The sequence below is a fragment of the Enterobacter cloacae complex sp. SHL001 genome, from assembly GCF_049236825.1.
Taxonomy (GTDB): Bacteria; Pseudomonadota; Gammaproteobacteria; order Enterobacterales; family Enterobacteriaceae; genus Enterobacter; species Enterobacter hormaechei_C.
On the sequence record NZ_JBMKIP010000004.1, the window covers coordinates 199,416 to 222,167 of the forward strand.

The window sequence follows — 22,752 nt, forward strand, 5'->3', positions numbered from 1 at the left end:
TTTACTCCTCCAGTGCCGGATCGATCTCCAGCACTTCGACATCAAAATGAACGGTACGCCCGGCAAGCGGATGGTTGAAATCGACGGTGATAGAATCGCCGTTGATTTCTCGGATCACGCCAGGCATTTCGCTGCCGTCCATAGCGGTAAAGAGCATAATCGCCCCGATTTCTGGTTCACCCGCATCCATAAACTCACGGCGCGAGAAATACTGGATCAGGTCCGGGCTTGGCACGCCAAATGCCGCATCCGGCTCCAGCGAAAACGCTTTTTTCTCGCCCTCTTTCAGACCCAGAAGCTGCTGCTCAAGGCCTTCAGACAGGGAGGTGTCACCCAGACGAAACAGCGCCGGTTTGCCATTGTTGCGGGTGGATTCGGCCGTGGAGCCGTCATCCAGCTTCAGCGTGAAATGAACGAGAACCGCGCTGTTGCTCTGTACGGATTTAGACATGCAAATTGCTCGCTTGTTTTGGGTCACCTGTTGCCCGGTGGCGCTACGCTTACCGGGCCTACGGGGGCCACAAATTCTGTAGGCCGGGATCGCTACGCGTCACCCGGCTGGTTTTGTTACGCCTGCTCTTTCGCGGCCGGTTTAGGCAAGAAGCCTTCCAGCACGATTAACGCCGCACCAACGCATATTGCGCTATCGGCGAGGTTAAAGGTCGCGAAGTGCCAGTCGCCAACGTAGAAGTCGATCATATCGACCACAAAGCCGTGCCACAGGCGGTCAAACAGGTTACCCAGCGCGCCGCCAATGATCAGCGCGTAGGCGATATTATTCAGCTTTTGCGTGGCCTTTGAGCGGTACATCAGCACCGCCAGCACGACGCAGATACCGATAGCGATACCCGCGAAGAACCAGCGCTGCCAGCCACCGCTGTCGGCAAGGAAACTAAACGCCGCACCATAGTTGCGGGCATAGTGCAGGTTAAGCGACGGAAACAGCGGGACCGTATCCCCCAGAGCGAACTTCTGGAGGATCAGGAACTTGCTGCCCAAATCAATAATCAGCACCACCACCACCAGCCACAGCCAGCGCAGTCCTGTTGAACAGAGAGTTTTACTCATCAGGCAAACTTACGTTTTTCGCCGTCACCGGCGACGTTGCTTACACAGCGACCGCAGATGTCTGCGTGTTCCGCCACCTGACCGACATCAGTGGTGTAATGCCAGCAGCGCGGGCATTTTTCACCGTCGGCTTTGCTCAGCGCGACCTTCAGTCCTTTGAGCAGTTCACTCTGCTGAGCATCAGCAGTAGCTTCGGCATAATCCGCAACTTTCGCACCGGAGGTCAACAGGACAAATCGTAATTCATCGCCCAGCGCGGTCAGTTTGGCCGCCAGCTCCGGTTCGGCGTACAGGGTCACCGTCGCTTCCAGAGAGCCACCGACTTTCTTGTCCGCACGCGCCTGCTCGATAACCTTGTTCACTTCGCCGCGCACTTTCAGCAGCTCGTCCCAGAAGGCATCGTTCATTGCTTCAGTGCTGGAGAGGTCGAACAGACCTTCGTACCACTCGCCGGTGAAGACATACTTCTCGCGGTCGCCCGGCAGGTAACCCCAGATTTCATCCGCGGTGAAGGACATGATCGGCGCCATCCAGCGTACCAGCGCCTCTGCGATGTGGAACAGCGCAGTCTGGCAGCTACGACGCGCCACGCTGTCCGCTTTCGCGGTGTACTGGCGGTCTTTGATGATGTCGAGGTAGAACGAGCCCATCTCGATGGAGCAGAAGCGCATCAGGCGCTGCACCACTTCGTGGAAGTCGTAAGACTCATAGGCTTTAAGAATATCTTCCTGCGCCGCTTTCGCGCAGCCTACCGCCCAGCGATCGAGCACAACCATCTCTTCCGGCTTCACCATGTCTTTCACCGGATCGAACCCGTTCAGGTTCGCCAGCAGGAAGCGCGCGGTGTTACGAATACGACGATAGCTGTCAGCAGCACGTTTCAGGATCTCATCAGAGACCGCCATTTCGCCGGTGTAGTCGGTAGAGGCCACCCACAGACGCAGAATGTCCGCGCCCAGTTTGTTCATCACGTCCTGCGGAGAAACGGTGTTACCGATAGATTTGGACATCTTACGGCCCTGACCATCCACGGTGAAGCCGTGGGTCAATACCTGGCGGTAAGGTGCTTTACCCTTCATGGCGGTGGAGATCATCAGCGATGACATGAACCAGCCGCGGTGTTGGTCAGACCCTTCCAGATACATATCGGCAGCGTGACCAGCAAACTCCGGACGCACGTCAACCACGGAGGAGTGGGTAGACCCGGAGTCGAACCACACGTCCAGGGTATCCGGCACTTTCTCGTAGCTGTCTGCGTCAGCGCCCAGGATGTCGCGGGCGTCGAGATCCCACCACGCCTGAATACCGTCAACTTCGACGCGCTTCGCCACTTCTTCCATCAGTTCCAGAGTGTTCGGGTGCAGCTCCTGCGTCTCTTTATGCACGAACAGAGACATTGGCACGCCCCAGGTACGCTGACGGGAAATACACCAGTCAGGACGGTTAGCCACCATGGATTCGATACGCGCCTGGCCCCAGTCCGGGATCCACTGCACGCCTTTGATCTCTTTCAGCGACTGCGCGCGCAGGCCTTTCTGATCCATGCTGATGAACCACTGCGGGGTCGCACGGAAGATGATAGGCGTCTTGTGACGCCAGCAGCACGGATAGCTGTGCTGCATTTTCTCTACGTGCAGCAGCGCGCCGCTGGTACGCAGGATGTCAACGATGATGTCGTTGGCTTTAAAGACGTTGATACCGTCCAGCGCCGGGTAGGTGCCAGGCAGGTATGAGCCGTCCGGACCCACCGGGTTAGCGATTTCCAGACCATATTTCAGGCTGATGTTGTAGTCGTCAGGACCGTGGCCACCGGCGGTATGCACCGCACCGGTACCCGCGTCCAGCGTGACGTGGTCGCCCAGAATCGCCGGAACGTCGAAGTCCAGGAACGGGTGTTTGAAGCGCATCAGTTCCAGCGCGTCGCCTTTTACGGTGCCCAGCACGGTGTAATCGGTGATGTTCGCGCGTTTCAGCACGCTTTCGACCAGGTCTTTCGCCAGGATAACCGCACGGCCATCAATCTGCACCAGCGCATACTCAAACTCGCCAGAGAGGGAGATCGCGCGGTTAGCAGGCAGCGTCCACGGGGTGGTGGTCCAGATCACCAGAGAGATCGGGCCGCTTACGCCAGGCAGACCAAATTTAGCTTTGATCGCATCCTGATCGACCGCTTCGAAGGCCACGTCGATAGAAGGCGAGGTTTTGTCGTAATACTCCACTTCCGCTTCTGCCAGCGCAGAGCGGCAGTCGACGCACCAGTGCACCGGCTTCGCGCCTTTGTGCAGGTGACCGTTGCCGATGATTTTACCCAGCGCTCGGATGATGTTGGCTTCGGTTTTGAAGTCCATGGTCAGGTACGGATGCGACCAGTCACCCAGCACGCCCAGACGGATGAAGTCAGCGCGCTGACCGTCAACCTGGGTGGCAGCGTATTCGCGGCATTTCGCGCGGAATTCTGCGGCGGTGAACTTCTCACCCGGCTTACCGTACTCTTGCTCAACTTTCAGCTCGATTGGCAGACCATGGCAGTCCCAGCCCGGAACGTAAGGCGAGTCATATCCCGCGAGTCCTTTGGACTTCACGATAATGTCTTTCAGAATCTTGTTTACAGAGTGACCAATATGAATGCTGCCATTCGCATATGGAGGGCCATCATGCAGAATGAAGGTTTTTTTGCCTTTTTTGGCTGCACGAATGATGCCGTACAGGTCATCATCGGTCCAACGCGCCAGCATTCCCGGTTCACGCTTGGCGAGATCGCCGCGCATCGGGAACCCTGTTTCCGGCAAATTCAGGGTTGATTTATAGTCACTCATCAGATTCTCGGTTCCGTATTTATCACGTAGGCAGTTAAGCCGGTTCTAAAGCCCAAAAAACTCGCGGGCCGTTAATTCATCTCGCGCGATTTGCGCTTTAAGTTCATCCAGCGAAGCGAATCGCTGTTCATTGCGTATTTTTTTACGCAGTATCACATCTATATGGCGACCATACAGGTCCATTACAACGTCCAGCAGGTGTACTTCTAACTGTTGACGCACACCGGCAACCGTTGGACGTGTGCCAATGTTGGCGACGCCGTAGAAAGGCTTCTCGCCCAGTCCTGCCACTTCCACCGCATAGACCCCTTTAACCGGGGAGACCTGACGACGCAGCGGTATATTCGCCGTCGGGAAACCTATCGTGCGGCCCAGCGCATCGCCATGGACCACGCGACCTGAAATTGTGAACGGGTGACCCAGCAGCGTTTCTGCCGTGTCCAGTTCATCGTTCGCCAGCGCCTGACGTACCGCCGTGCTGCTGACGCGCACGCCGCCCTCACAGAAGGTCATCGTGCTGGTGACGTCAAACCCGTACTCCAGGCCAGCCTTCTGTAATAACAAGAAATCGCCCTGACGACCAGCGCCAAAGCGGAAATCATCGCCCACGGCGAGAAACTGCACGCCAAGCTGCCTGACCAACAGGTCGCTGACAAAATTTTGTGCGGTCAGCGCGGCAAAACGACGGTCGAACCGTACGCACAGGACGTAGTCCACCCCTGACTCCGCCAGGTAGCGTAACTTCTCACGCAGACGCGTCAGCCGCGCGGGGGATTTCTCGCCTGCAAACAGCTCCAGCGGCTGAGGCTCGAAAATCATCACCACGACGGGCAGGCCTCGCGCCTCGCCTTCTTTACGCAATCCCTGCAACAGCGCCTGATGCCCACGATGCACGCCGTCGAAATTACCAATGGTCAGCACGCACCCGTGCGGGGCTTGACTGAGATTATGTATGCCGCGTATCAGCTTCATGACTGGCTCAAAACAGTGAAAATCGCCAAAGTATACCTTGTACAGCGGTTAAGGTTAACCGGCGATTGTTCACGCTAAACAGAAAGCCGTATGATTTCATCACGCTGACCTTTCGCAGCAAAAAAATCTGTCCGCGAACTGCGATTTTTACGCCGAAAAGCTGTATTCACGAACGACAAGCTGGTAGAATCCTGCGCCATCACTACGTAACGTAGCGTCGCCACATTAACGGCGCTTATTTGCACAAATCCATTGACAAAAGAAGGTATAGAGGGCATATTCCTCGGCCTTTGAATTGTCCACATAGATCATATTTGGGAGTTGGACCTTGGCTAATATCAAATCAGCTAAGAAACGTGCCGTTCAGTCTGAAAAGGCTCGTAAGCACAATGCAAGCCGTCGCTCTATGATGCGTACTTTCATCAAGAAAGTATACGCAGCTATCGAAGCTGGCGACAAAGCTGCAGCGCAGAACGCATTTAACGAAATGCAACCAATCGTGGATCGTCAGGCTGCTAAAGGTCTGATCCACAAAAACAAAGCAGCGCGTCATAAAGCAAACCTGACCGCGCAGATCAACAAACTGGCTTAATCGCCACTTGTTGTTGCTTGTTTGAAAGAACCCGCTTAACGCGGGTTTTTTTATGTCTTCAGATTGCCGGCGGCGTAAAAAGCGCCGAATAGTCGCGATTGCAGATTCGCTGTACCGCCGGGTGCTGAATCATCCTTTCGGCGAATATGGCGTGATACTCTTCCATCACGTTATCCACCCTGCCGATCTCGGTTATTTTGTCGTCTGAATAGAGATCGTGCGCGTACAGCGTCGGAGCAACGAAGATAGCGTTATGCGCTTCGCCAAAGGCTTTCATCAGCGCCGCATCGTCGAACTCACCGAGAATTTCTACGTTCAGCCCCTGCGAGTTAAACCAGTTCAGCAGCTTCCGTCCGAGCATGGACCTCCGACCCGGCACCAGCAAGCGGCGCTCTTCCAGGCAGGCAGGAAACGGTTTTTCCGGTGGCGGATTGATGCACCAGAAACTGACGCCGCATTCGCCAATTTTCACCGAGAACAAGCCTTCCTGCTGCGTGGAATCGATAGGGCAATCCGAAATAATCATATCCAGCTTATGCTGGCTCAGCTGTTCCAGCAGCATCTCGTGAGTGGACTCAAAGCAGCGTAAATGGATCTGTTCATCTTCCACCACCGCCGCATCCAGCACGCCACTCACCAGCCGTTTGGACAGCGCATCCGCCACCCCCACGTCAAAAAGCAGGTTCGACTCTTTGCGGTAGTTGACGATGTCCAGCATCTCCTGACTCAGGGTGAACATTTTATCCGCATAGCGGAACACCAGCTCGCCCAGCTCACTGGGCTCAATCCCACGGCCCTTGCGCTTGAACAACTTGCCCTGTAACCGCTCTTCCAGGGCTTTGATTTGCCCGGTAATGGTTTGTGGCGTCAGGTAAAGCGCTTCTGCCGCCCCCACGACCGAGCCCTGTTTATAAACGTGCCAGAAGTAATAAAGATGGTTGTAATTCAAATGAGACATCGCGTGTTCTCTCCCTGAGTGTGTATCGGGAGAAGGAGCCCCCTCCTCCCGGTTTTCCGTTATGCCTGGACAGCCTGTCCGGACAATTTCACCTTCAACAAGGTATAACCAATGACTGCGGCCAGTAATGACCCGATGAGAATGCCGAGTTTTGCCCAGACGATAAGCTCAGGCGCGTTTGCGCCAAACGCCAGCGTCGAGATAAAGATCGACATGGTGAATCCAATACCGCACAGCACGCCGACGGCCATAATCTGGCTAAAGGTGGTCCCGTTTGGCAATGACGCCAGCTTCAGCTTCAGCGCCAGCCAGCAGAACAGGCTGATACCCAGCGGCTTACCGATAAACAGACCGGCGATGATACCCAGCGGCAGCACGGAGGTGAGTCCGTCCAGGGTAACCCCGGCCAGGGAAACTCCCGCGTTGGCAAACGCAAACAGCGGCAGGATCATAAAGCCCACCCACGGATGAAGCACATGCTCCAGCTGTCTGGCTGGCGATTTGCCGTCCTGCTCCTTCAGCGGAATAAAGAAGCCAACGATGACGCCCGCCAGCGTGGCATGCACGCCAGACTTCAGCACCGCCGTCCACAGCACCATGCCCACCAGAATATAAATACCCGTACGTCGGACGTTGAAGACGTTCAGCAAGGCCAGCACCACAATAGCCACGGCCGCCACGCTCAGCGACAGAACCGACAGATCGCTGGTGTAGAACAGCGCGATAATCACGATAGCGCCCAGGTCATCGATAATCGCCAGCGCCATCAGGAAAATTTTCAGTGCTACCGGGACGCGGCTACCGAGCAAGGCTAAGACCCCGAGCGCAAACGCGATATCCGTTGCAGCCGGGATCGCCCAGCCGTCACGCGCAACCGGATCCTGCCACGCAAACGCGAGAAAGAGCAACGCCGGAACGATCATCCCGCCAATCGCCGCGATCACCGGAAACGCCGCGCGCTGACGGCTGGCAAGCGAACCGATCACCAGCTCACGTTTAACCTCCAGACCCACCAGCAGGAAGAACACCGCCATCAGCGCATCGTTGATCCACAGCAGCATGTTCTTGTTAATTTCCAGCGCCCCGACTTTCAGCTCGACGGGCGTTTCCAGAAATGCGTGATAGAGATCGCGCGTCATGCCCATATTGGCGAGCAGCATGGCGGCCGCAGCAGCAATAATCAGGATGACGCCGCCGGATGCCTCACTGCTAAAGAAACGGTGTAGTAATTTCACGTTTAAACTCTCTTTTACAACAATACCTCGGTAAAACCATAATATCAGCGCAAACATATCGGTAAAAACAGATTAATATTGTGTATATATTCAGTTTAACCGAGGAATAACGCTATAAACAAAAAGCCCGGAATCGCTTCCGGGCTTTAAAGGATAGTAACCAGCTGGCGGGTTAGCGGGTTAAATCGTCGAAGAATTTTTTGACGCCATCGAAGAAGCTTTTGGAGCGCGGACTGTTTTTCTCACCCGTCGGACCACCAAAACTCTCCTGAAGCTCTTTCAGCAGCTGTTTCTGCTTATCGTTCAGGCCGACCGGCGTTTCCACGACCACGCGGCATAACAGGTCACCCTGCGCGCCACCGCGAACGGATTTAACGCCTTTGCCGCGCATGCGGAACAGCTTCCCGGTCTGGGTTTCGCCGGGGATTTTCAGGTTAACGCGACCGTCCAGCGTCGGCACTTCGATTTCGCCACCCAGCGCCGCCATCGCAAAGTTGATCGGCACTTCACAGTACAGGTTGTTACCTTCACGCTCGAAGATGGCGTGCTGCTTCACCTGAACCTGAACGTACAGATCGCCTGCCGGTGCGCCGTGCTCGCCGGCTTCACCCTCACCTGCCAGACGGATGCGGTCGCCCGTATCCACGCCTGCCGGGATCTTAACGGACAGCGTTTTGGTTTTCTCCACGCGACCGTGACCGTGGCATTTGGTGCACGGATCTTTAATCAGCGTACCGCGACCATGACAGTGCGGACAGGCCTGCTGCACCGCGAAGAAGCCCTGGCGCATCTGCACCTGACCGGAACCGTGACAGGTTGGGCAGGTCTGTGGCTGAGTCCCCGCTTTCGCGCCGCTGCCGTGGCAAACGTCACACTCTTCCAGCGTCGGAATACGGATCTCTTTGGTGACGCCGCGAACCGCTTCTTCAAGCGTCAGCTCCATGTTGTAGCGCAGGTCTGCGCCGCGCGCCGCGCGCTGACGACCACGTCCGCCGCCGAAGATATCGCCAAATACATCACCAAAGATATCGCTGAAATCAGCGCCGCCGCCGAAGCCGCCGCCACCAAATCCACCGCCGCCCATGCCGCCTTGTTCAAAGGCCGCGTGACCGTACTGATCATAGGCCGCACGTTTTTGTGCATCGGTCAGGACTTCGTAGGCTTCTTTAATCTCTTTAAATTTGGCTTCAGCCTCTTTGTCACCCTGATTACGGTCAGGGTGGAATTTCATGGCCAGGCGCTTATACGCCTTTTTGATTTCACGCTCTTCCGCAGTTTTCGGAACGCCTAAAATCTCGTAATAGTCTTGCTTTGCCATTGGTTTTTTTAAGCCCCTTAACATGCGAGCACGGGCGTGGAGAATTCTCCTACGCCCGTGCCGATTACTTACCCTGCATCAGGGCGATTATTTTTTGTCTTTCACTTCTTCGAACTCAGCGTCGACAACATCGTCGTCTTTCGCGTTGTTCTGGGAAGCATCAGCGCCCGCCTGCTGCTGTGCGTGCTGCTGCTGAGCGATTTCCATCAGCTTCTGAGAAACCTGTGCCAGCTCCTGCATCTTCGCTTCGATGTCCGCTTTGTCTTCGCCTTTCAGAGACGTTTCCAGCGCGCTCAGTGCAGTTTCGATCGCAGTTTTGTCTTCCGCTGGCAGTTTATCGCCCGCTTCTTCAACCTGCTTACGGGTGCTGTGCAGCAGATGGTCACCCTGGTTACGGGTCTGAACCAGCTCTTCGAACTTACGGTCGGATTCCGCGTTAGCTTCGGCATCACGAACCATTTTTTCGATTTCCGCTTCGTTCAGGCCAGAAGATGCCTTGATGGTAATCTTCTGCTCTTTACCGCTATTTTTGTCTTTCGCAGACACATGCAGGATACCGTCAGCATCGATGTCGAAGGTGACTTCGATCTGTGGCATGCCGCGTGGTGCCGGGTTAATACCGTCCAGGTTGAACTGACCCAGAGATTTGTTATCCGCCGCGCGCTTACGCTCACCCTGAATCACATGGATGGTTACCGCAGACTGGTTGTCTTCAGCGGTAGAGAACACCTGGCTGTGTTTCGTCGGGATAGTGGTGTTTTTGTTGATGAGCGGAGTCATCACGCCACCCATGGTTTCGATACCCAGAGACAGCGGGGTAACGTCCAGCAGCAGTACGTCTTTTACTTCACCCGTCAGAACACCACCCTGAACCGCAGCACCGATAGCAACCGCTTCGTCCGGGTTCACGTCTTTACGTGGCTCTTTACCAAAGAATTCAGCAACTTTCTTCTGAACCATTGGCATACGAGTCTGACCACCTACCAGGATAACGTCCTGAATGTCAGACACGGACAGGCCAGCGTCCTGCAATGCAACTTTCAGTGGCTCGATAGAACGGTTCACCAGGTCTTCTACCAGGCTTTCCAGTTTCGCACGGGTCACTTTGATGTTCATGTGTTTTGGACCGGTCGCGTCTGCGGTGATGTACGGCAGGTTCACGTCGGTCTGCTGAGCGGAAGACAGCTCGATCTTCGCTTTCTCAGCGGCTTCTTTCAGTCGCTGCATGGCCAGCGGGTCGTTACGCAGGTCAATGCCCTGATCTTTCTTGAACTCGTCAACGAGGTAGTTGATCAGACGGGTATCGAAGTCTTCACCACCCAGGTGGGTATCACCATTGGTTGCCAGAACTTCGAAGGTTTTTTCGCCGTCAACGTCGTCGATTTCGATAATAGAGATATCGAAGGTACCACCACCCAGGTCGTAAACCGCGATAGTACGGTTGCCAACTTCTTTATCCAGACCGTAAGCCAGTGCTGCTGCGGTTGGTTCGTTGATGATACGTTTTACTTCCAGACCTGCGATACGGCCAGCATCTTTGGTTGCCTGACGCTGAGCATCGTTGAAGTAAGCAGGTACGGTGATAACAGCTTCAGTTACCGGTTCACCCAGGTAATCTTCCGCGGTTTTCTTCATTTTCTTCAGCACTTCAGCAGAGATCTGCGGAGGTGCCGTTTTGGTGCCTTTCACATCAAGCCATGCATCGCCGTTATCGGCTGCGATGATTTTGTAAGGCATGATGGAAACGTCACGCTGAACTTCTTCGTCCTGGAAGCGGCGGCCAATCAGGCGTTTGATCGCAAACAGGGTGTTTTGCGGGTTTGTCACGGCCTGACGTTTAGCCGGCTGACCAACCAGAGTTTCACCATCCTGGGTATAAGCAATGATAGAAGGCGTGGTGCGATCGCCCTCGGCGTTCTCCAGCACACGTGCAGTAGTGCCATCCATAATCGCTACACAAGAGTTGGTAGTACCCAGGTCGATACCAATAATTTTACCCATCTAAACGTCTCCACTAAAAATTCAGTCAACATGTGGTTGTGTACCTGTAATAAGGGCAGAACGTGCTTTTTCAACTGCCCAGATTTGATTTTTTTCAGGTCCACACACTGCGGTTGCTTACAAGATGGGGTCACAACAGCATCCATCAAGGGGGAAGGATAAAAAATTTTTTAATTTCACCCCGGTGAGATCATAGACGGCGTCGATGCCGCCCATTATGATGCCGCGCCCCGTCAGGTAGAACAGGCGCGGGTTTAACCATTTCACCATATTAATGATGATTTTTTTGAGGACTTATGGGCAACACTAAGTTGGCTAATCCGGCTCCGCTGGGCCTGATGGGTTTTGGCATGACCACCATTCTGCTGAACCTGCACAATATCGGGATGTTCCCGATGGACGGCATTATCCTGGCGATGGGCATTTTTTACGGCGGTATCGCACAGATCTTTGCGGGCCTGCTGGAATATAAGAAAGGCAACACCTTCGGCTTAACCGCCTTTACCTCTTACGGTTCCTTCTGGCTGACTCTGGTCGCAATTCTGCTGATGCCTAAAATGGGCCTGGCAGAGGCGGCAAACGCCCATTTCCTGGGCGTGTACCTGGGACTGTGGGGCGTGTTCACCCTGTTCATGTTCTTCGGTACCCTTAAGGCGAACCGCGCACTGCAATTCGTCTTCCTGAGCCTGACCGTACTGTTCGCTCTGCTGGCCATCGGTCACCTGGCGGATAACGAAGGCATCGTTCACGTTGCCGGCTGGGTAGGTCTGGTTTGCGGCGCAAGCGCAATCTACCTGGCCATGGGTGAAGTGCTGAACGAGCAGTTCGACCGCACCATTCTACCGATTGGTGAAAAACACTGATCCCTCTGTCGTGCCCGCGTCGCGGGCACGACGTCCCTCTGACTGGCGAAGCCACACCCCCAAAACCAGTCCCATCAGCGATAACGCCAGCACGTACCACGCAGGTGCAAGGGGTGACCCCCCCATCAACACCGTCACCACAATCGGGGTCAGCCCACCGAAAATGGCATACGAGACATTATAAGAGAAAGAGATCCCAGTGAAGCGTACCTCCGGCGGGAAGGCGCGGACCATTACGTACGGTACGGCGCCAACGACGCCCACGCACAGCCCGACGACACCGTACAGCAGGAACAGTTGTTCAGGATGGGTGCCCGCAAGATGATAAAATGCCCAGCTCGACGCGGCCAGAAGCAAACTGCCGACAATAAAGGTCGCGCTTGCGCCGTAACGATCCGCCGCCAGCCCGGCGGCCAGACAACCAAAGCAGAGCATAATTGTCGCGATACTGTTCGCCTGTAACGTCACGGCAGGCGCAAAACCGTACTGTTTTTGCAGCCAGACCGGTGACATCAAAATGACCACCACGATCCCCGCAGACAGCAGCCAGGTCAGAAGCATCGACACCACTACCGCTTTTTTATGCCGCACTACTACGGTTTTCACCGGCAGTTCTTGCGCCAGCGCCTTCCGCTGCTGCATTTCCAGAAATATTGGCGTCTCCTGCAACCAGCGTCGCAGGTACATTGCCACCAGCCCAAACGCCCCGCCCAGCAGGAACGGTATACGCCAGCCCCAGTCGTGAACGGCCTGTTGCGTCATGCTGGTATTGATGATGGTTGCAACCACGGAGCCAAGCAGGATCCCGATCGTCAGCCCTGCGGTCAGCGTTCCGCACGCAATGCCGATGCGGCGCACCGGGACGTGCTCAGCGACAAACACCCAGGCGCCCGGCACTTCCCCGCCGATGGCCGCGCCCTGGAGAATACGCATCAGCAGCAGCAATAACGGGGCGATAATGCCCATCGACTCATAGGTAGGCAAAAGCCCAATCGCCAGCGTCGGCACGGCCATAAGCAGGATGCTGAGGGTAAACATCTTCTTGCGCCCGACCAGATCGCCAAAGTGCGCCATGACAATGCCGCCCAGCGGGCGCGCCAGATAGCCGGCAGCGAAAATGCCGAAGGTTTGTACCTGACGCAGCCATTCCGGAATATCCGCCGGGAAAAACAGCGCCCCCACAACGGCGGCGAAGAAGACAAAGATGATGAAGTCGTAAAACTCCAGCGCGCCGCCCAGAGCAGCGAGCGTGAGGGTTTTGTAGTCCTGTCGATTCAGAGGTCGGGTGTTATGTGACATAGCGAACCATTGTGCATGTGTTGTGGATTATTTTTTACAGTAATCGTAAAGAAAAAATTACTATATCGTAAATCCATTTACACGCTACAGCGGCTGGCGCTAATGTCACATTTTAAAGAATTTCAGGAGATTGTTTCGCGGCGAGCGCTTTTAGGGCGAAATGCTGCTACCACATTGCCGTCAGTTTCCACGTACGGACCGTCAAGCAGTTGTATACAATACGGTACACTTGCAAAGATACCGTGGACGATAACGCTGCCGTCCTCGGCTTTCACCCCTTCCAGCGTTTCTTTTATCGACTTCGGCTGCCCCGGCAGGTTCAGGATCAGCGCCTGTTTGCGGATCACCCCGACCTGACGGGAAAGAATGGCCGTCGGGACAAAGTGTAGACTGATCTGGCGCATCTGCTCACCGAAGCCCGGCATTTCACGATCGGCGATAGCCAGCGTCGCGTCCGGCGTTACATCGCGGCGCGCGGGGCCGGTTCCGCCCGTCGTCAGCACCAGGTGGCAGCTCATCTCATCCACCAGTTCACACAGGGTTTGCTCGATGATCGGCTGCTCGTCCGGGATCAGGCGAGTCTGGATCTCAAACGGGGTAGTGAGCGCGCTGCCCAGCCACGCTTCCAGAGCAGGGATGCCTTTATCCTGATAAACACCGCTGGAGGCGCGGTCAGAAATCGACACTAAGCCGATGCGTAAGGTATTCATATCCATTCCATTCAAAAAGTACTGATTAAAGGGAATGATACACGCAGAGAGAAAATTCAGACAGAGGCGGGGGAAAGACGCGTGACCGGGAACCCGGTCACGCAGAATGATTACAGCAGGTCGCCGATCATTTTTTCCAGTTTTTCCTGGTCGATAGCAAACTTACGGATACCGTCCGCCAGTTTATCTACGGCCATTGGATCCTGGTTGTGCTGCCACAGGAACTCGGACTCGGTGATGCGCTCAGGGCGTGCTTTCACTTCGCCGGTGTAGGACAGTTTACGCTCAATAGCACCTTCGCTTTCTGCCAGCTCTTTCAGCAGCGCAGGAGCGATGGTCAGGCGGTCACAGCCAGCCAGCTCGATGATTTCGCCGACGTTACGGAAGCTTGCGCCCATAACAACGGTCTCATAGCCGTGCTGTTTGTAGTATTCGTAGATTTCAGTCACTGAAATCACGCCTGGATCTTCAGACGCCGCGTACTCTTTCTTGTCGGTGTTGGCTTTGTACCAGTCCAGAATACGGCCCACGAACGGAGAAATCAGGTATACGCCAGCTTCGGCACATGCACGCGCCTGCGCGAAGGAGAACAGCAGAGTCAGGTTACAGTTGATGCCTTCTTTTTCCAGCTGCTCAGCAGCGCGGATGCCCTGCCAGGTAGACGCCAGTTTGATCAGGATACGGTCATTGCTGATGCCCGCATCGTTGTACAGTTTGATCAGGCGTTTTGCTTTTGCGATAGACGCTTCGGTGTCGTAGGACAGGCGAGCATCAACTTCGGTAGAGATACGGCCAGGAACGAGCTTCAGGATTTCCAGACCGATGTTCACTGCCAGTTTGTCAGTAGCATCCACAACCTGCTGCGCGCGGTCATTGCTCTGTGCTTTTGCCCAGGTCACCGCCTCGTCGATCAGTTTGCGATACTCAGGGATCTGCGCGGCGTTAAGGATCAGAGAAGGGTTGGTTGTGGCATCCTGCGGCTGGTACAGCTTCATTGCCGCGATATCTCCGGTGTCAGCGACGACAGTGGTGAACTGACGAAGGGAGGTCAATTTATCCGTCATGATAGTGTTTCTCTTTTAACGTGCCCTGGATAATTCACACTACCGACAGCTTGCCAGCAGCGGAAAAATGACAGGTTTACTTGTTAGGGGGATGTAACCGGTCTGCCCTGATGATAACACGAGTGAGAGGCAGCGCAACCGCAGACAGTGCGCTTAGGCAGAGTATGATAAACTCAGAATATTAACAGGCTGCTAAGTAACAGCATGCACAATCAGTGGTAGCGCTTACATATTCACTTTGGCATCAACAAGAGGGACGTTAGTGCCTGATTTCTTTTTCTTTATCAACGAAGTCCTCTGGGGTTCGATCATGATATACCTGCTTTCAGGAGCAGGTATCTGGTTTACGTGGCGCAGCGGTCTGATTCAGTTTCGCTATATCCGCAAATTTGGCAGAAGTCTGAAAAACAGCGTCACCCCACAGCCGGGCGGCCTGACCTCGTTTCAGGCGCTCTGTACCAGCCTGGCCGCGCGCGTCGGCAGCGGTAACCTGGCCGGTGTCGCGCTGGCGATCGGCGCGGGCGGTCCGGGCGCGGTATTCTGGATGTGGGTGACGGCGATTATCGGTATGGCCACCTCCTTTGCTGAATGCTCGCTTGCGCAACTCTACAAAGAAAAAGACGGCAAAGGTCAGTTTCGCGGCGGTCCCGCCTGGTATATGGCTCGCGGGCTGGGAATGCGCTGGATGGGCGTTCTGTTCTCGATCTTTTTGCTGATTGCCTATGGCCTTATTTTCAATACCGTTCAGGCAAATTCCGTCGCCCACGCGCTGCGCTTTGCCTTCAATTGTCCGGAGTGGCTGACGGGCGGCGCGCTTGCCCTTCTCACCCTGCTGACCATTGTGACCGGGCTCAAAGGGGTTGCCCGCCTGATGCAGTGGCTGGTTCCGCTGATGGCGCTGCTGTGGGTGTCCACCAGCCTGATGGTATGCGCGATACATATCGACGAGGTGCCGAACGTCATCGTCACCATTTTCCAAAGCGCGTTCGGCTGGCGCGAAGCGGCTTCCGGCGCGCTGGGTTACACCCTTAGCCAGGCACTCACTGCGGGTTTTCAGCGGGGTATGTTCTCCAACGAAGCGGGAATGGGCTCCACGCCGAATGCCGCCGCAGCGGCCGCATCCTGGCCCCCACATCCCGCCGCGCAGGGCATTGTACAGATGATTGGCGTCTTCACAGACACCATTGTTATCTGCTCCGCCAGCGCGATGATAATGCTGCTGGCCGGTGCCGCTGAACAACCGTCCGGTAGTACGGCAGGCATTCATTGGGTACAACAGGCGCTGGTCTCCCTCGTCGGCAGCTGGGGCGCGGGCCTTGTCGCACTTGTCGTGGGACTTTTTGCCTTTAGTTCCATTGCGGTGAACTATATCTATGCCGAAAACAACCTTATCTTCCTGAAAGTTGACTCGCGTCTGGCCCGCAACATCCTTCGCGCGGGCGTGCTGGCGATGGTGTTTGTAGGTTGCCTGCTCAGCATGCCGATGATCTGGCAAATAGCGGACGTCATTATGGCGCTGATGGCCATCACGAACCTGACGGCCATTTTGCTGCTTTCACCGGTTGTGGCGCTGATCGCGCGCGATTATCTGCGTCAGCGCAAGCTCGGCGTACCGCCCGTCTTTGACGCCTCACGCTATCCCGAAATCGAGTCACAAATTGCCCCTGGCACCTGGGATGATTTGCCGCGGCAATAACAGCTATCGATCAATTCAGGGCGATTTTTTGTTAAAGTCGCTCTAAATTTCCTGCAAGGACTGGATATGCTGATTCTGATTTCACCTGCCAAAACGCTCGACTACCAGAGCCCGCTCGCCACTGAGCGTTATACCCAGCCGGAATTGCTGGACTACTCACAACAGCTGATCCACGAGGCGCGTAAGCTTTCGGCTCCGCAAATCGCTTCGCTGATGAGCATCAGCGATAAACTCGCCGACCTGAATGCCACCCGTTTTCATGAGTGGCAGCCTGACTTCACGCCCGCCAACGCCCGCCAGGCGCTGTTGGCCTTCAAAGGTGACGTCTACACTGGCCTGCAAGCAGAAACGTTTAGCGAAGCCGATTTCGATTTTGCCCAGCTGCATCTGCGCATGTTATCCGGCCTGTACGGGGTGCTGCGACCGCTGGATCTGATGCAACCGTATCGTCTGGAGATGGGTATCCGCCTGGAAAACGCTAAAGGTAAAGATCTGTACCAGTTCTGGGGCGATGTCATTACCGACAAGCTTAACGCGGCGCTGCAAGCCCAGGGGGACAACGTGGTGATCAACCTGGCCTCCGATGAGTACTTCAAATCGGTGAAGCCGAAGAAGCTGGATGCGGACATTATCAAGCCGGTATTCCTCGACGAGAAAAACGGCAAATTTAAAGTGATCAGCTTCTACGCCAAAAAAGCGCGCGGTCTGATGAGCCGCTTCATCATTCAAAACCGTCTGACGAAGCCAGAGCAGCTCACTGGCTTTAACAGTGAAGGGTATTTTTTCGACGAGGCATCGTCAGGAAAAAACGAGCTGGTGTTTAAGCGTCACGAGCAATAAAAAGACAACCCCGCCAGCTGGCGGGGTTTGTGTTAATGGTGCTTCCGGTCCGGGCCCGGGCGACGATCGTCATGACGGTGGTGATCGTCACGATCGCGATGTTCATCGTGCGGACGCCAGTGGTTATCGCGCCAGTCATAGTGCGCTTTCCACCAGTCATGGTCGCGCCAGCGGCCGCCATCCCAGTAGTGCCCGTTATTATCCCGATCGCCAATTTGCAGTTTTACCGCTGGCACGAGGGTGATCTCAGCTGCCTGCACCGCCATGGGAGCGACCAGCATCAGTGAAAGCGCGATAAGTGCAGGTTTCAGTGTAGACATAGGTGACTCCTTATTCTTCTTGCCCAACGTGGGCCGATATAAGGAGAGTACGTGATGGGGACGGGGGATGTTATTCTCTGCAATCCTAAACGCTAAGTGACCGCATTTATTGGGAATTTCTGCTTTTTTCCTGCTGTTTTTCTCCTTAATTTCTTCACAAAAAAGCCGGGTGGCGCTGCGCTTACCCGGCCTACGATGAGTTCGCCGTTGTAGGCCCGGTAAGGCGAAGCCGCCACCGGGCAGCACAATCACGCTCGGGCCATCATCAGCTTACGCAGCGCGGCAAAGTCTGCGGGCAGCTCATGAGACAGCAGCGGCAGGTCGGCGCGATCGGCCAGCTCTTTTGGCAGCGGCAGCGTTTCCCCCAGGATCGCTTCCACACTCTCTTTGAACTTGGCCGGATGGGCGGTGCCGAGGAACAGGCCATACTCACCCGGTTGAAGCTGATCGCGCAGGGCACGATAGGCAATCGCCGCGTGCGGCTCAGAGGTATAGCCCACCGCTTTCAGCTCGCGCATGGTGGCTTTAGTGGTTTCGTCCGTCACCGCTGCGTAACCCAGATCGCCCAGACGCCAGACCTTACGGCGGAACAGCTCTTCCACACGCGGCCAGTTGTTAGGCTGTGACACATCCATCGCATTGGAGAGCGTGGCCTGAGTCGCGTTCGGTGCCCATTTTCCGTCCTTCAGGAAACGCGGCACGGTGTCGTTGGCGTTGGTGGCGGCGATAAAGCGCTTTACCGGCAGGCCGAGTGATTTCGCCAGCAGGCCTGCCGTCAGGTCGCCGAAGTTCCCACTTGGCACGGAAACCACCAGCTGATTGCGCGCGTCCTGCGGCAGCTGCGCCACCGCTTCGAAGTAGTAGCAGATCTGCGCCAGCAGACGGCTGATGTTGATGGAGTTGGCAGAGTTCAGCCCCAGCGCCGCCTTCAGCTCTTCGTCATCGAAGGCCTGCTTCACTAGCGCCTGACAGGCATCGAAATCGCCGTCGATCGCCACGGTTTCAATGTTGCCCCCAAGGGTGCAGAACAGTTTTTCCTGAAGCGGGCTGATTTTGCCTTTCGGATAAAGGATCACCACGCGGACGTTTTTCAGGCCGTAGAACGCATGGGCCACCGCCGCTCCGGTATCGCCTGAAGTCGCGGTAAGAATGGTCACCGGTTTGTCGCCGCTGATGTGGGTCAGCATCTGCGCCATAAAGCGACCGCCGAAATCTTTGAACGCCAGCGTCGGGCCGTGGAACAGCTCCAGACAACCAACGTCAGGCTCCACCTGCTTCACCGGCGCCGGGAAAGCAAACGCCGCACGCACGCGTTCTTCGAGCAGCTCCTGCGGGATTTCGTCGCCGATAAAGGCAGACAGAATTTTGGTGCTGCGGGTGACAAAGTCCTGCTTCAGCAGCTCATCGATTTCGGTCAGCTGAAATTCCGGCAGGTCGTGGGGGAAGAACAGCCCCTGATTTTTGCCAAGCCCCTGCGTTACCGCCTGCGCGAAGCTGACCTGCTCGTTATGATCTTTAAGGTTGTAGAGTTTCATTCGTTATCCCAGTACTCGTGCGCCAGCCGTGTCCAGACGGCAAATATGAACAAAGCCTTCCTGATTTTGCAGGTAGTGTTTAGAGAGCCAGTCCGCCACGCGCTGCGCGGTGTCTGGCTTGTCGCATAAGGCGAACAGCGTCGGGCCGGAGCCGGAGATGCCGCACGCCTGTGCGCCGATATCCATGGATGCCTGTCGCGCTTCGTTAAAGCCCGGCAGCAGCTTCGTGCGATACGGCTCGGCAATGACGTCTTTCATCAGTTTCGCCGCCAGCTGCGGCTGACGGGTGTAGCAGGCGTGAATAAAGCCCGCCAGATGACGCCCGTGGGCGATACAGTCCTGACGACGATACTGCGCCGGCAGGATCGCACGCGCTTCGGCGGTAGACACTTTAATGCCCGGATAGGCCAGCACCCACAGCCACTCATCAAACCCTGGCACCTGCTGGCTGATGATGCCATTTTCTTCAATCATCAGCTGCATGCCGCCAAGGAAGCACGGCGCCACGTTATCATAATGAATGCTGCCGGAGATGCGCCCTTCCAGCTCGCCCATCAGCGCCAGCAGACGGCTGTTGTTCAGCGGCTTGCCGCAATGCTCATTCATCGCCACCAGCGCGGCGACCACCGAGCAGGCGCTCGAGCCCAGCCCCGAACCAATCGGCATGCTCTTTTCCAGCGTCATGGCGACCGGCACGTTTTTGCCGATCTCCTGACAGAAGCGTTCCCAGCACTGATAAACGATATTCTCGCGCGGTTCAGACGGCAGCTTACTGGCGAAGCGGCCGATGTTATTCAGACTGAAGCGCTCTGCCGCCTCAACCGTAACCGTATCGCCCAGCAGCGAACCGTCCACCGGCGTGACCGCCGCGCCCAGCACGTCAAATCCGACGCTCATATTGGCGCTGGAAGCCGGGGCATATACTTTAACCATCTTAAACTCCTAACTTCCATGACAGGGTACGCAGCAGATCGGCAAACACGCCTGCCGCCGTCACATCATTCCCTGCGCCATAGCCGCGAAGCACCAGCGGCAGTGGCTGATAATAATGGCTGTAGAACGCCAGGGCGTTCTCGCCGTTTTTCACCTTGTACAGCGGATCGTTGCCATCCACTTCGGCAATCTTCACCCGGCAGACGCCGTCTTCTTCAATGTTGCCAACATAGCGCAATACCTTACCTTCATCACGGGCTTTCGCAACGCGTGCGGCAAAGGCGTCGTCAAGCTGCGGCAACCTGGCCATAAAGGCGCTGACGTCACCGCTGTCATCAAATTCTGCTGGCAGCACCGGCTCAATCACGATATCCGAAAGCTCCAGCTCGCGGCCAGTTTCGCGCGCCAGGATCAGCAGCTTACGCGCCACGTCCATGCCGGAGAGGTCGTCGCGCGGATCCGGCTCGGTGTAGCCCAGCTCGCGCGCGGCGCGGGTGGCTTCCGACAAGCTCATCCCTTCGTCCAGCTTGCCGAAGATAAACGACAGGGAGCCGGAGAGGATGCCGGAGAAACGCTGTAGTTCGTCGCCCGCGTTCAGCAGGTTTTGCAGGTTCTCGATGACCGGCAGGCCCGCGCCCACGTTGGTGTCATACAGAAACTTACGGCGCGACTTACTCGCCGCCAGCCGCAGCTGATGATAGTAATCCATCGACGAGGTGTTGGCCTTTTTGTTTGGCGTCACCACGTGGAACCCTTCGCGCAGGAAGTCGGCGTACTGATCGGCCACCGCCTGGCTGGAGGTACAGTCAACAATCACCGGGTTAAGCAGGTGATATTCTTTCACCAGGCGGATCAGGCGGCCCAGGTTAAATGGCTCTTTCGCCTCTTCCAGCTCCGCCTGCCAGTTTTCCAGATTCAGACCGTGGACGTTAGTCAGCAACGCTTTCGAGTTCGCAATGCCGCAAACGCGCAAATCGATATGTTTCTTCTTAAGCCACTCCTGCTGGCGCTTCACCTGCTCCAGCAGCGCGCCACCGACACCACCGACGCCCACCAGGAACAGCTCAATCACCTGGTCGGTGTTGAACAGCATCTGATGCACCACGCGCACGCCGGTAGTGGCATCATCGTTATCCACGACAACGGAAATGGAACGCTCTGATGAGCCCTGGGCAATCGCCACGATATTGATATTAGCCCGCGCCAGCGCGGCAAAGAATTTGGCGGAGATACCGCGCAGGGTGCGCATGCCGTCGCCGACCACCGAGATAATCGCCAGACGCTCCTGAATCGAGAGCGGCTCCAGCAGCTCTTCTTTCAGCTCCAGATAGAACTCTTCTTCCAGCGCGCGACGGGCACGCAGGCAATCACCCTGCGGAACGCAGAAGCTGATGCTGTATTCGGAAGAAGACTGCGTGATCAGCACCACGGAGATCCCGTTGCGGGACATAGCGGCAAATACGCGTGCCGCCATGCCGACCATGCCCTTCATCCCCGGGCCGGAGACGCTGAACATCGCCATGTTATTGAGGTTAGAAATGCCTTTCACCGGCAGTTCATCTTCATCCGCGCTGGCGCCAATCAGCGTGCCCGGCGCCTGAGGGTTACCGGTATTCTTAATCAGGCAAGGGATTTGGAACTGGGCAATCGGGGAGATGGTACGCGGGTGAAGAACTTTAGCGCCGAAGTAGGAAAGCTCCATCGCTTCCTGGTACGACATCGACTTCAGCAGCCTGGCGTCCGGTACCTGGCGCGGATCGCAGGTATAAACGCCGTCGACGTCAGTCCAGATCTCACAGCAGTCCGCGCGTAAGCAGGCCGCCAGCACGGCGGCGGAGTAGTCAGAGCCGTTACGCCCCAGCACCACCAGTTCGCCCTTCTCGTTACCGGCGGTAAAGCCTGCCATCAGGATCATATGGTCAGACGGGATTTTGCTCGCCGCAATACGGCGTGTCGACTCGGCAATGTCGACGGTGGATTCAAGGTAGTGGCCCACAGCCAGCAGTTTTTCAACCGGATCGATGACCGTCACGTGGTGACCGCGCGCTTCCAGCACGCCTGCCATGATGGCGATAGAGAGTTTTTCACCCCGGCAAATCAGCGCCGCGTTGATGCTGTCCGGGCACTGACCAAGCAGGCTGATACCGTGAAGAACGTGTTTAATCTGGGCAAATTCAAGTTCAACGGTGCTTTTCAGCTGCGCCAGCGGGAAACCAGGCTGGGCGTCGGCCAGCCCCTGAAGCAGATCGGCAAAGATACGCTCGGCGTCGCTGATGTTCGGTAGTGCATCCTGACCACCGATGGTTTTTTCAATCATCGCCACCAGTTGGTTCGTGATTTTGGCCGGGGCAGAGAGCACGGTGGCAACCTGCCCCTGCCTGGCGTTGCTTTCCAGGATATCGGCAACACGCAGAAAACGTTCTGCATTTGCCACTGACGTACCGCCGAACTTCAACACTCGCATGGTTCTACCTCATTTCCTTTAGCCGAAAAAAAAGCCCGCACTGTTCAGGTGCGGGCTTTTTTCTGTTT

Annotated in this window: 19 protein-coding genes, 1 pseudogene and 1 other annotated feature (1 of these 21 cut by a window edge); of the genes and pseudogenes, 4 read left to right on the forward strand and 16 right to left on the reverse strand. The window is 56.1% G+C overall.

The genetic code is table 11. From position 1 onward, the window contains the following. Window position 1: 1 nt before the first annotated feature. The 5 genes and pseudogenes from fkpB to ACOTYH_RS13080 all read right to left on the reverse strand — a co-directional run. Window positions 2-451: an FKBP-type peptidyl-prolyl cis-trans isomerase gene (fkpB, locus tag ACOTYH_RS13060; RefSeq protein WP_015572634.1), complete on the reverse strand. Its 450-nt coding sequence runs from the start codon at window positions 449-451 to the stop codon at window positions 2-4. A 116-nt stretch (window positions 452-567) separates the two neighbouring features. Continuing rightward, window positions 568-1,068 carry a signal peptidase II gene (lspA, locus tag ACOTYH_RS13065; RefSeq protein WP_058688968.1) on the reverse strand — a complete coding sequence of 167 codons (501 nt, stop codon included), beginning with the start codon at window positions 1,066-1,068 and terminating at the stop codon, window positions 568-570. After that, window positions 1,068-3,884 carry an isoleucine--tRNA ligase gene (gene ileS / locus ACOTYH_RS13070; RefSeq protein WP_058688967.1) on the reverse strand — a complete coding sequence of 939 codons (2,817 nt, stop codon included), beginning with the start codon at window positions 3,882-3,884 and terminating at the stop codon, window positions 1,068-1,070. Before ileS ends, lspA begins: the two co-directional genes overlap by 1 nt. Window positions 3,885-3,929: 45 nt before the next feature. Then, window positions 3,930-4,856 carry a bifunctional riboflavin kinase/FAD synthetase gene (ribF, locus tag ACOTYH_RS13075; RefSeq protein WP_003856456.1) on the reverse strand — a complete coding sequence of 309 codons (927 nt, stop codon included), beginning with the start codon at window positions 4,854-4,856 and terminating at the stop codon, window positions 3,930-3,932. Window positions 4,857-4,863: 7 nt separating this feature from the next. Further along, window positions 4,864-5,069, reverse strand: a pseudogene (locus ACOTYH_RS13080) (DUF2575 domain-containing protein); the annotation flags it as partial. A gap of 115 nt (window positions 5,070-5,184) precedes the next feature. On the opposite strand from ACOTYH_RS13080, the gene rpsT reads away from it, so the two are divergent. Beyond that, window positions 5,185-5,448: a 30S ribosomal protein S20 gene (rpsT, locus tag ACOTYH_RS13085; protein WP_003856458.1), complete on the forward strand. Its 264-nt coding sequence runs from the start codon at window positions 5,185-5,187 to the stop codon at window positions 5,446-5,448. Between the two features lie 58 nt (window positions 5,449-5,506). Here rpsT and nhaR read toward each other — a convergent pair whose 3' ends face one another. The 4 genes from nhaR to dnaK all read right to left on the reverse strand — a co-directional run bounded on the left by nhaR (window position 5,507) and on the right by dnaK (window position 10,960). Beyond that, window positions 5,507-6,406, reverse strand: coding sequence for a transcriptional activator NhaR (gene nhaR / locus ACOTYH_RS13090; protein ID WP_003856462.1), 900 nt, complete (start codon window positions 6,404-6,406; stop codon window positions 5,507-5,509). 59 nt (window positions 6,407-6,465) lie between these two features. Continuing rightward, window positions 6,466-7,641: a Na+/H+ antiporter NhaA gene (gene nhaA, locus ACOTYH_RS13095; RefSeq protein WP_017383817.1), complete on the reverse strand. Its 1,176-nt coding sequence runs from the start codon at window positions 7,639-7,641 to the stop codon at window positions 6,466-6,468. 172 nt (window positions 7,642-7,813) lie between these two features. Further along, a complete protein-coding gene (gene dnaJ / locus ACOTYH_RS13100; RefSeq protein ID WP_014830600.1) occupies window positions 7,814-8,959 on the reverse strand; it encodes a molecular chaperone DnaJ in 1,146 nt (381 codons plus the stop codon). 87 nt (window positions 8,960-9,046) lie between these two features. Further along, entirely contained in the window at window positions 9,047-10,960 is a 1,914-nt protein-coding gene (dnaK, locus tag ACOTYH_RS13105; protein ID WP_006810169.1) for a molecular chaperone DnaK, read from the reverse strand. Between the two features lie 296 nt (window positions 10,961-11,256). Between dnaK and satP the strand changes: the two genes are divergently transcribed. Further along, window positions 11,257-11,823 carry an acetate uptake transporter gene (satP, locus tag ACOTYH_RS13110; protein ID WP_003856474.1) on the forward strand — a complete coding sequence of 189 codons (567 nt, stop codon included), beginning with the start codon at window positions 11,257-11,259 and terminating at the stop codon, window positions 11,821-11,823. Here the strand turns inward: satP and ACOTYH_RS13115 are convergent. The 3 genes from ACOTYH_RS13115 to tal all read right to left on the reverse strand — a co-directional run bounded on the left by ACOTYH_RS13115 (window position 11,800) and on the right by tal (window position 14,896). After that, window positions 11,800-13,122 (reverse strand): MFS transporter, encoded by a 1,323-nt coding sequence (locus ACOTYH_RS13115; RefSeq protein ID WP_058688966.1) that lies wholly within the window; start codon window positions 13,120-13,122, stop codon window positions 11,800-11,802. The two genes, satP and ACOTYH_RS13115, sit on opposite strands and share 24 nt — an antisense overlap. Before the next feature lie 122 nt (window positions 13,123-13,244). After that, the gene (gene mog / locus ACOTYH_RS13120; RefSeq protein ID WP_003856479.1) at window positions 13,245-13,832 is read right to left on the reverse strand and encodes a molybdopterin adenylyltransferase; all 588 of its coding nucleotides are present in this window, start codon (window positions 13,830-13,832) and stop codon (window positions 13,245-13,247) included. A gap of 110 nt (window positions 13,833-13,942) precedes the next feature. Continuing rightward, window positions 13,943-14,896, reverse strand: coding sequence for a transaldolase (tal, locus tag ACOTYH_RS13125; RefSeq protein WP_003856481.1), 954 nt, complete (start codon window positions 14,894-14,896; stop codon window positions 13,943-13,945). Window positions 14,897-15,158: 262 nt separating this feature from the next. Here tal and ACOTYH_RS13130 point away from each other — a divergent pair, with 262 nt between their 5' ends. Both ACOTYH_RS13130 and yaaA read left to right on the forward strand, forming a co-directional pair. Then, window positions 15,159-16,592 carry an alanine/glycine:cation symporter family protein gene (locus ACOTYH_RS13130; protein ID WP_032671446.1) on the forward strand — a complete coding sequence of 478 codons (1,434 nt, stop codon included), beginning with the start codon at window positions 15,159-15,161 and terminating at the stop codon, window positions 16,590-16,592. Window positions 16,593-16,658: 66 nt separating this feature from the next. Then, window positions 16,659-17,432, forward strand: a complete 774-nt coding sequence (gene yaaA, locus ACOTYH_RS13135; RefSeq protein WP_015572628.1) for a peroxide stress protein YaaA — start codon at window positions 16,659-16,661, stop codon at window positions 17,430-17,432. Window positions 17,433-17,464: 32 nt separating this feature from the next. On the opposite strand, the gene ACOTYH_RS13140 is transcribed toward yaaA, so the two are convergent. The 4 genes from ACOTYH_RS13140 to thrA all read right to left on the reverse strand — a co-directional run bounded on the left by ACOTYH_RS13140 (window position 17,465) and on the right by thrA (window position 22,684). Beyond that, on the reverse strand, window positions 17,465-17,752 hold the full coding sequence (locus ACOTYH_RS13140; protein ID WP_015572627.1) for a DUF2502 domain-containing protein: 288 nt from the start codon (window positions 17,750-17,752) through the stop codon (window positions 17,465-17,467). Between the two features lie 248 nt (window positions 17,753-18,000). Continuing rightward, a complete protein-coding gene (gene thrC / locus ACOTYH_RS13145) occupies window positions 18,001-19,287 on the reverse strand; it encodes a threonine synthase (RefSeq protein WP_017694545.1) in 1,287 nt (428 codons plus the stop codon). A gap of 3 nt (window positions 19,288-19,290) precedes the next feature. After that, window positions 19,291-20,220, reverse strand: coding sequence for a homoserine kinase (gene thrB, locus ACOTYH_RS13150; protein WP_022650380.1), 930 nt, complete (start codon window positions 20,218-20,220; stop codon window positions 19,291-19,293). Between the two features lies 1 nt (window position 20,221). Then, entirely contained in the window at window positions 20,222-22,684 is a 2,463-nt protein-coding gene (gene thrA / locus ACOTYH_RS13155) for a bifunctional aspartate kinase/homoserine dehydrogenase I (protein WP_033486727.1), read from the reverse strand. A 24-nt stretch (window positions 22,685-22,708) separates the two neighbouring features. After that, window positions 22,709-22,752, reverse strand: a sequence feature (Thr leader region); it runs 74 nt beyond the window's last position.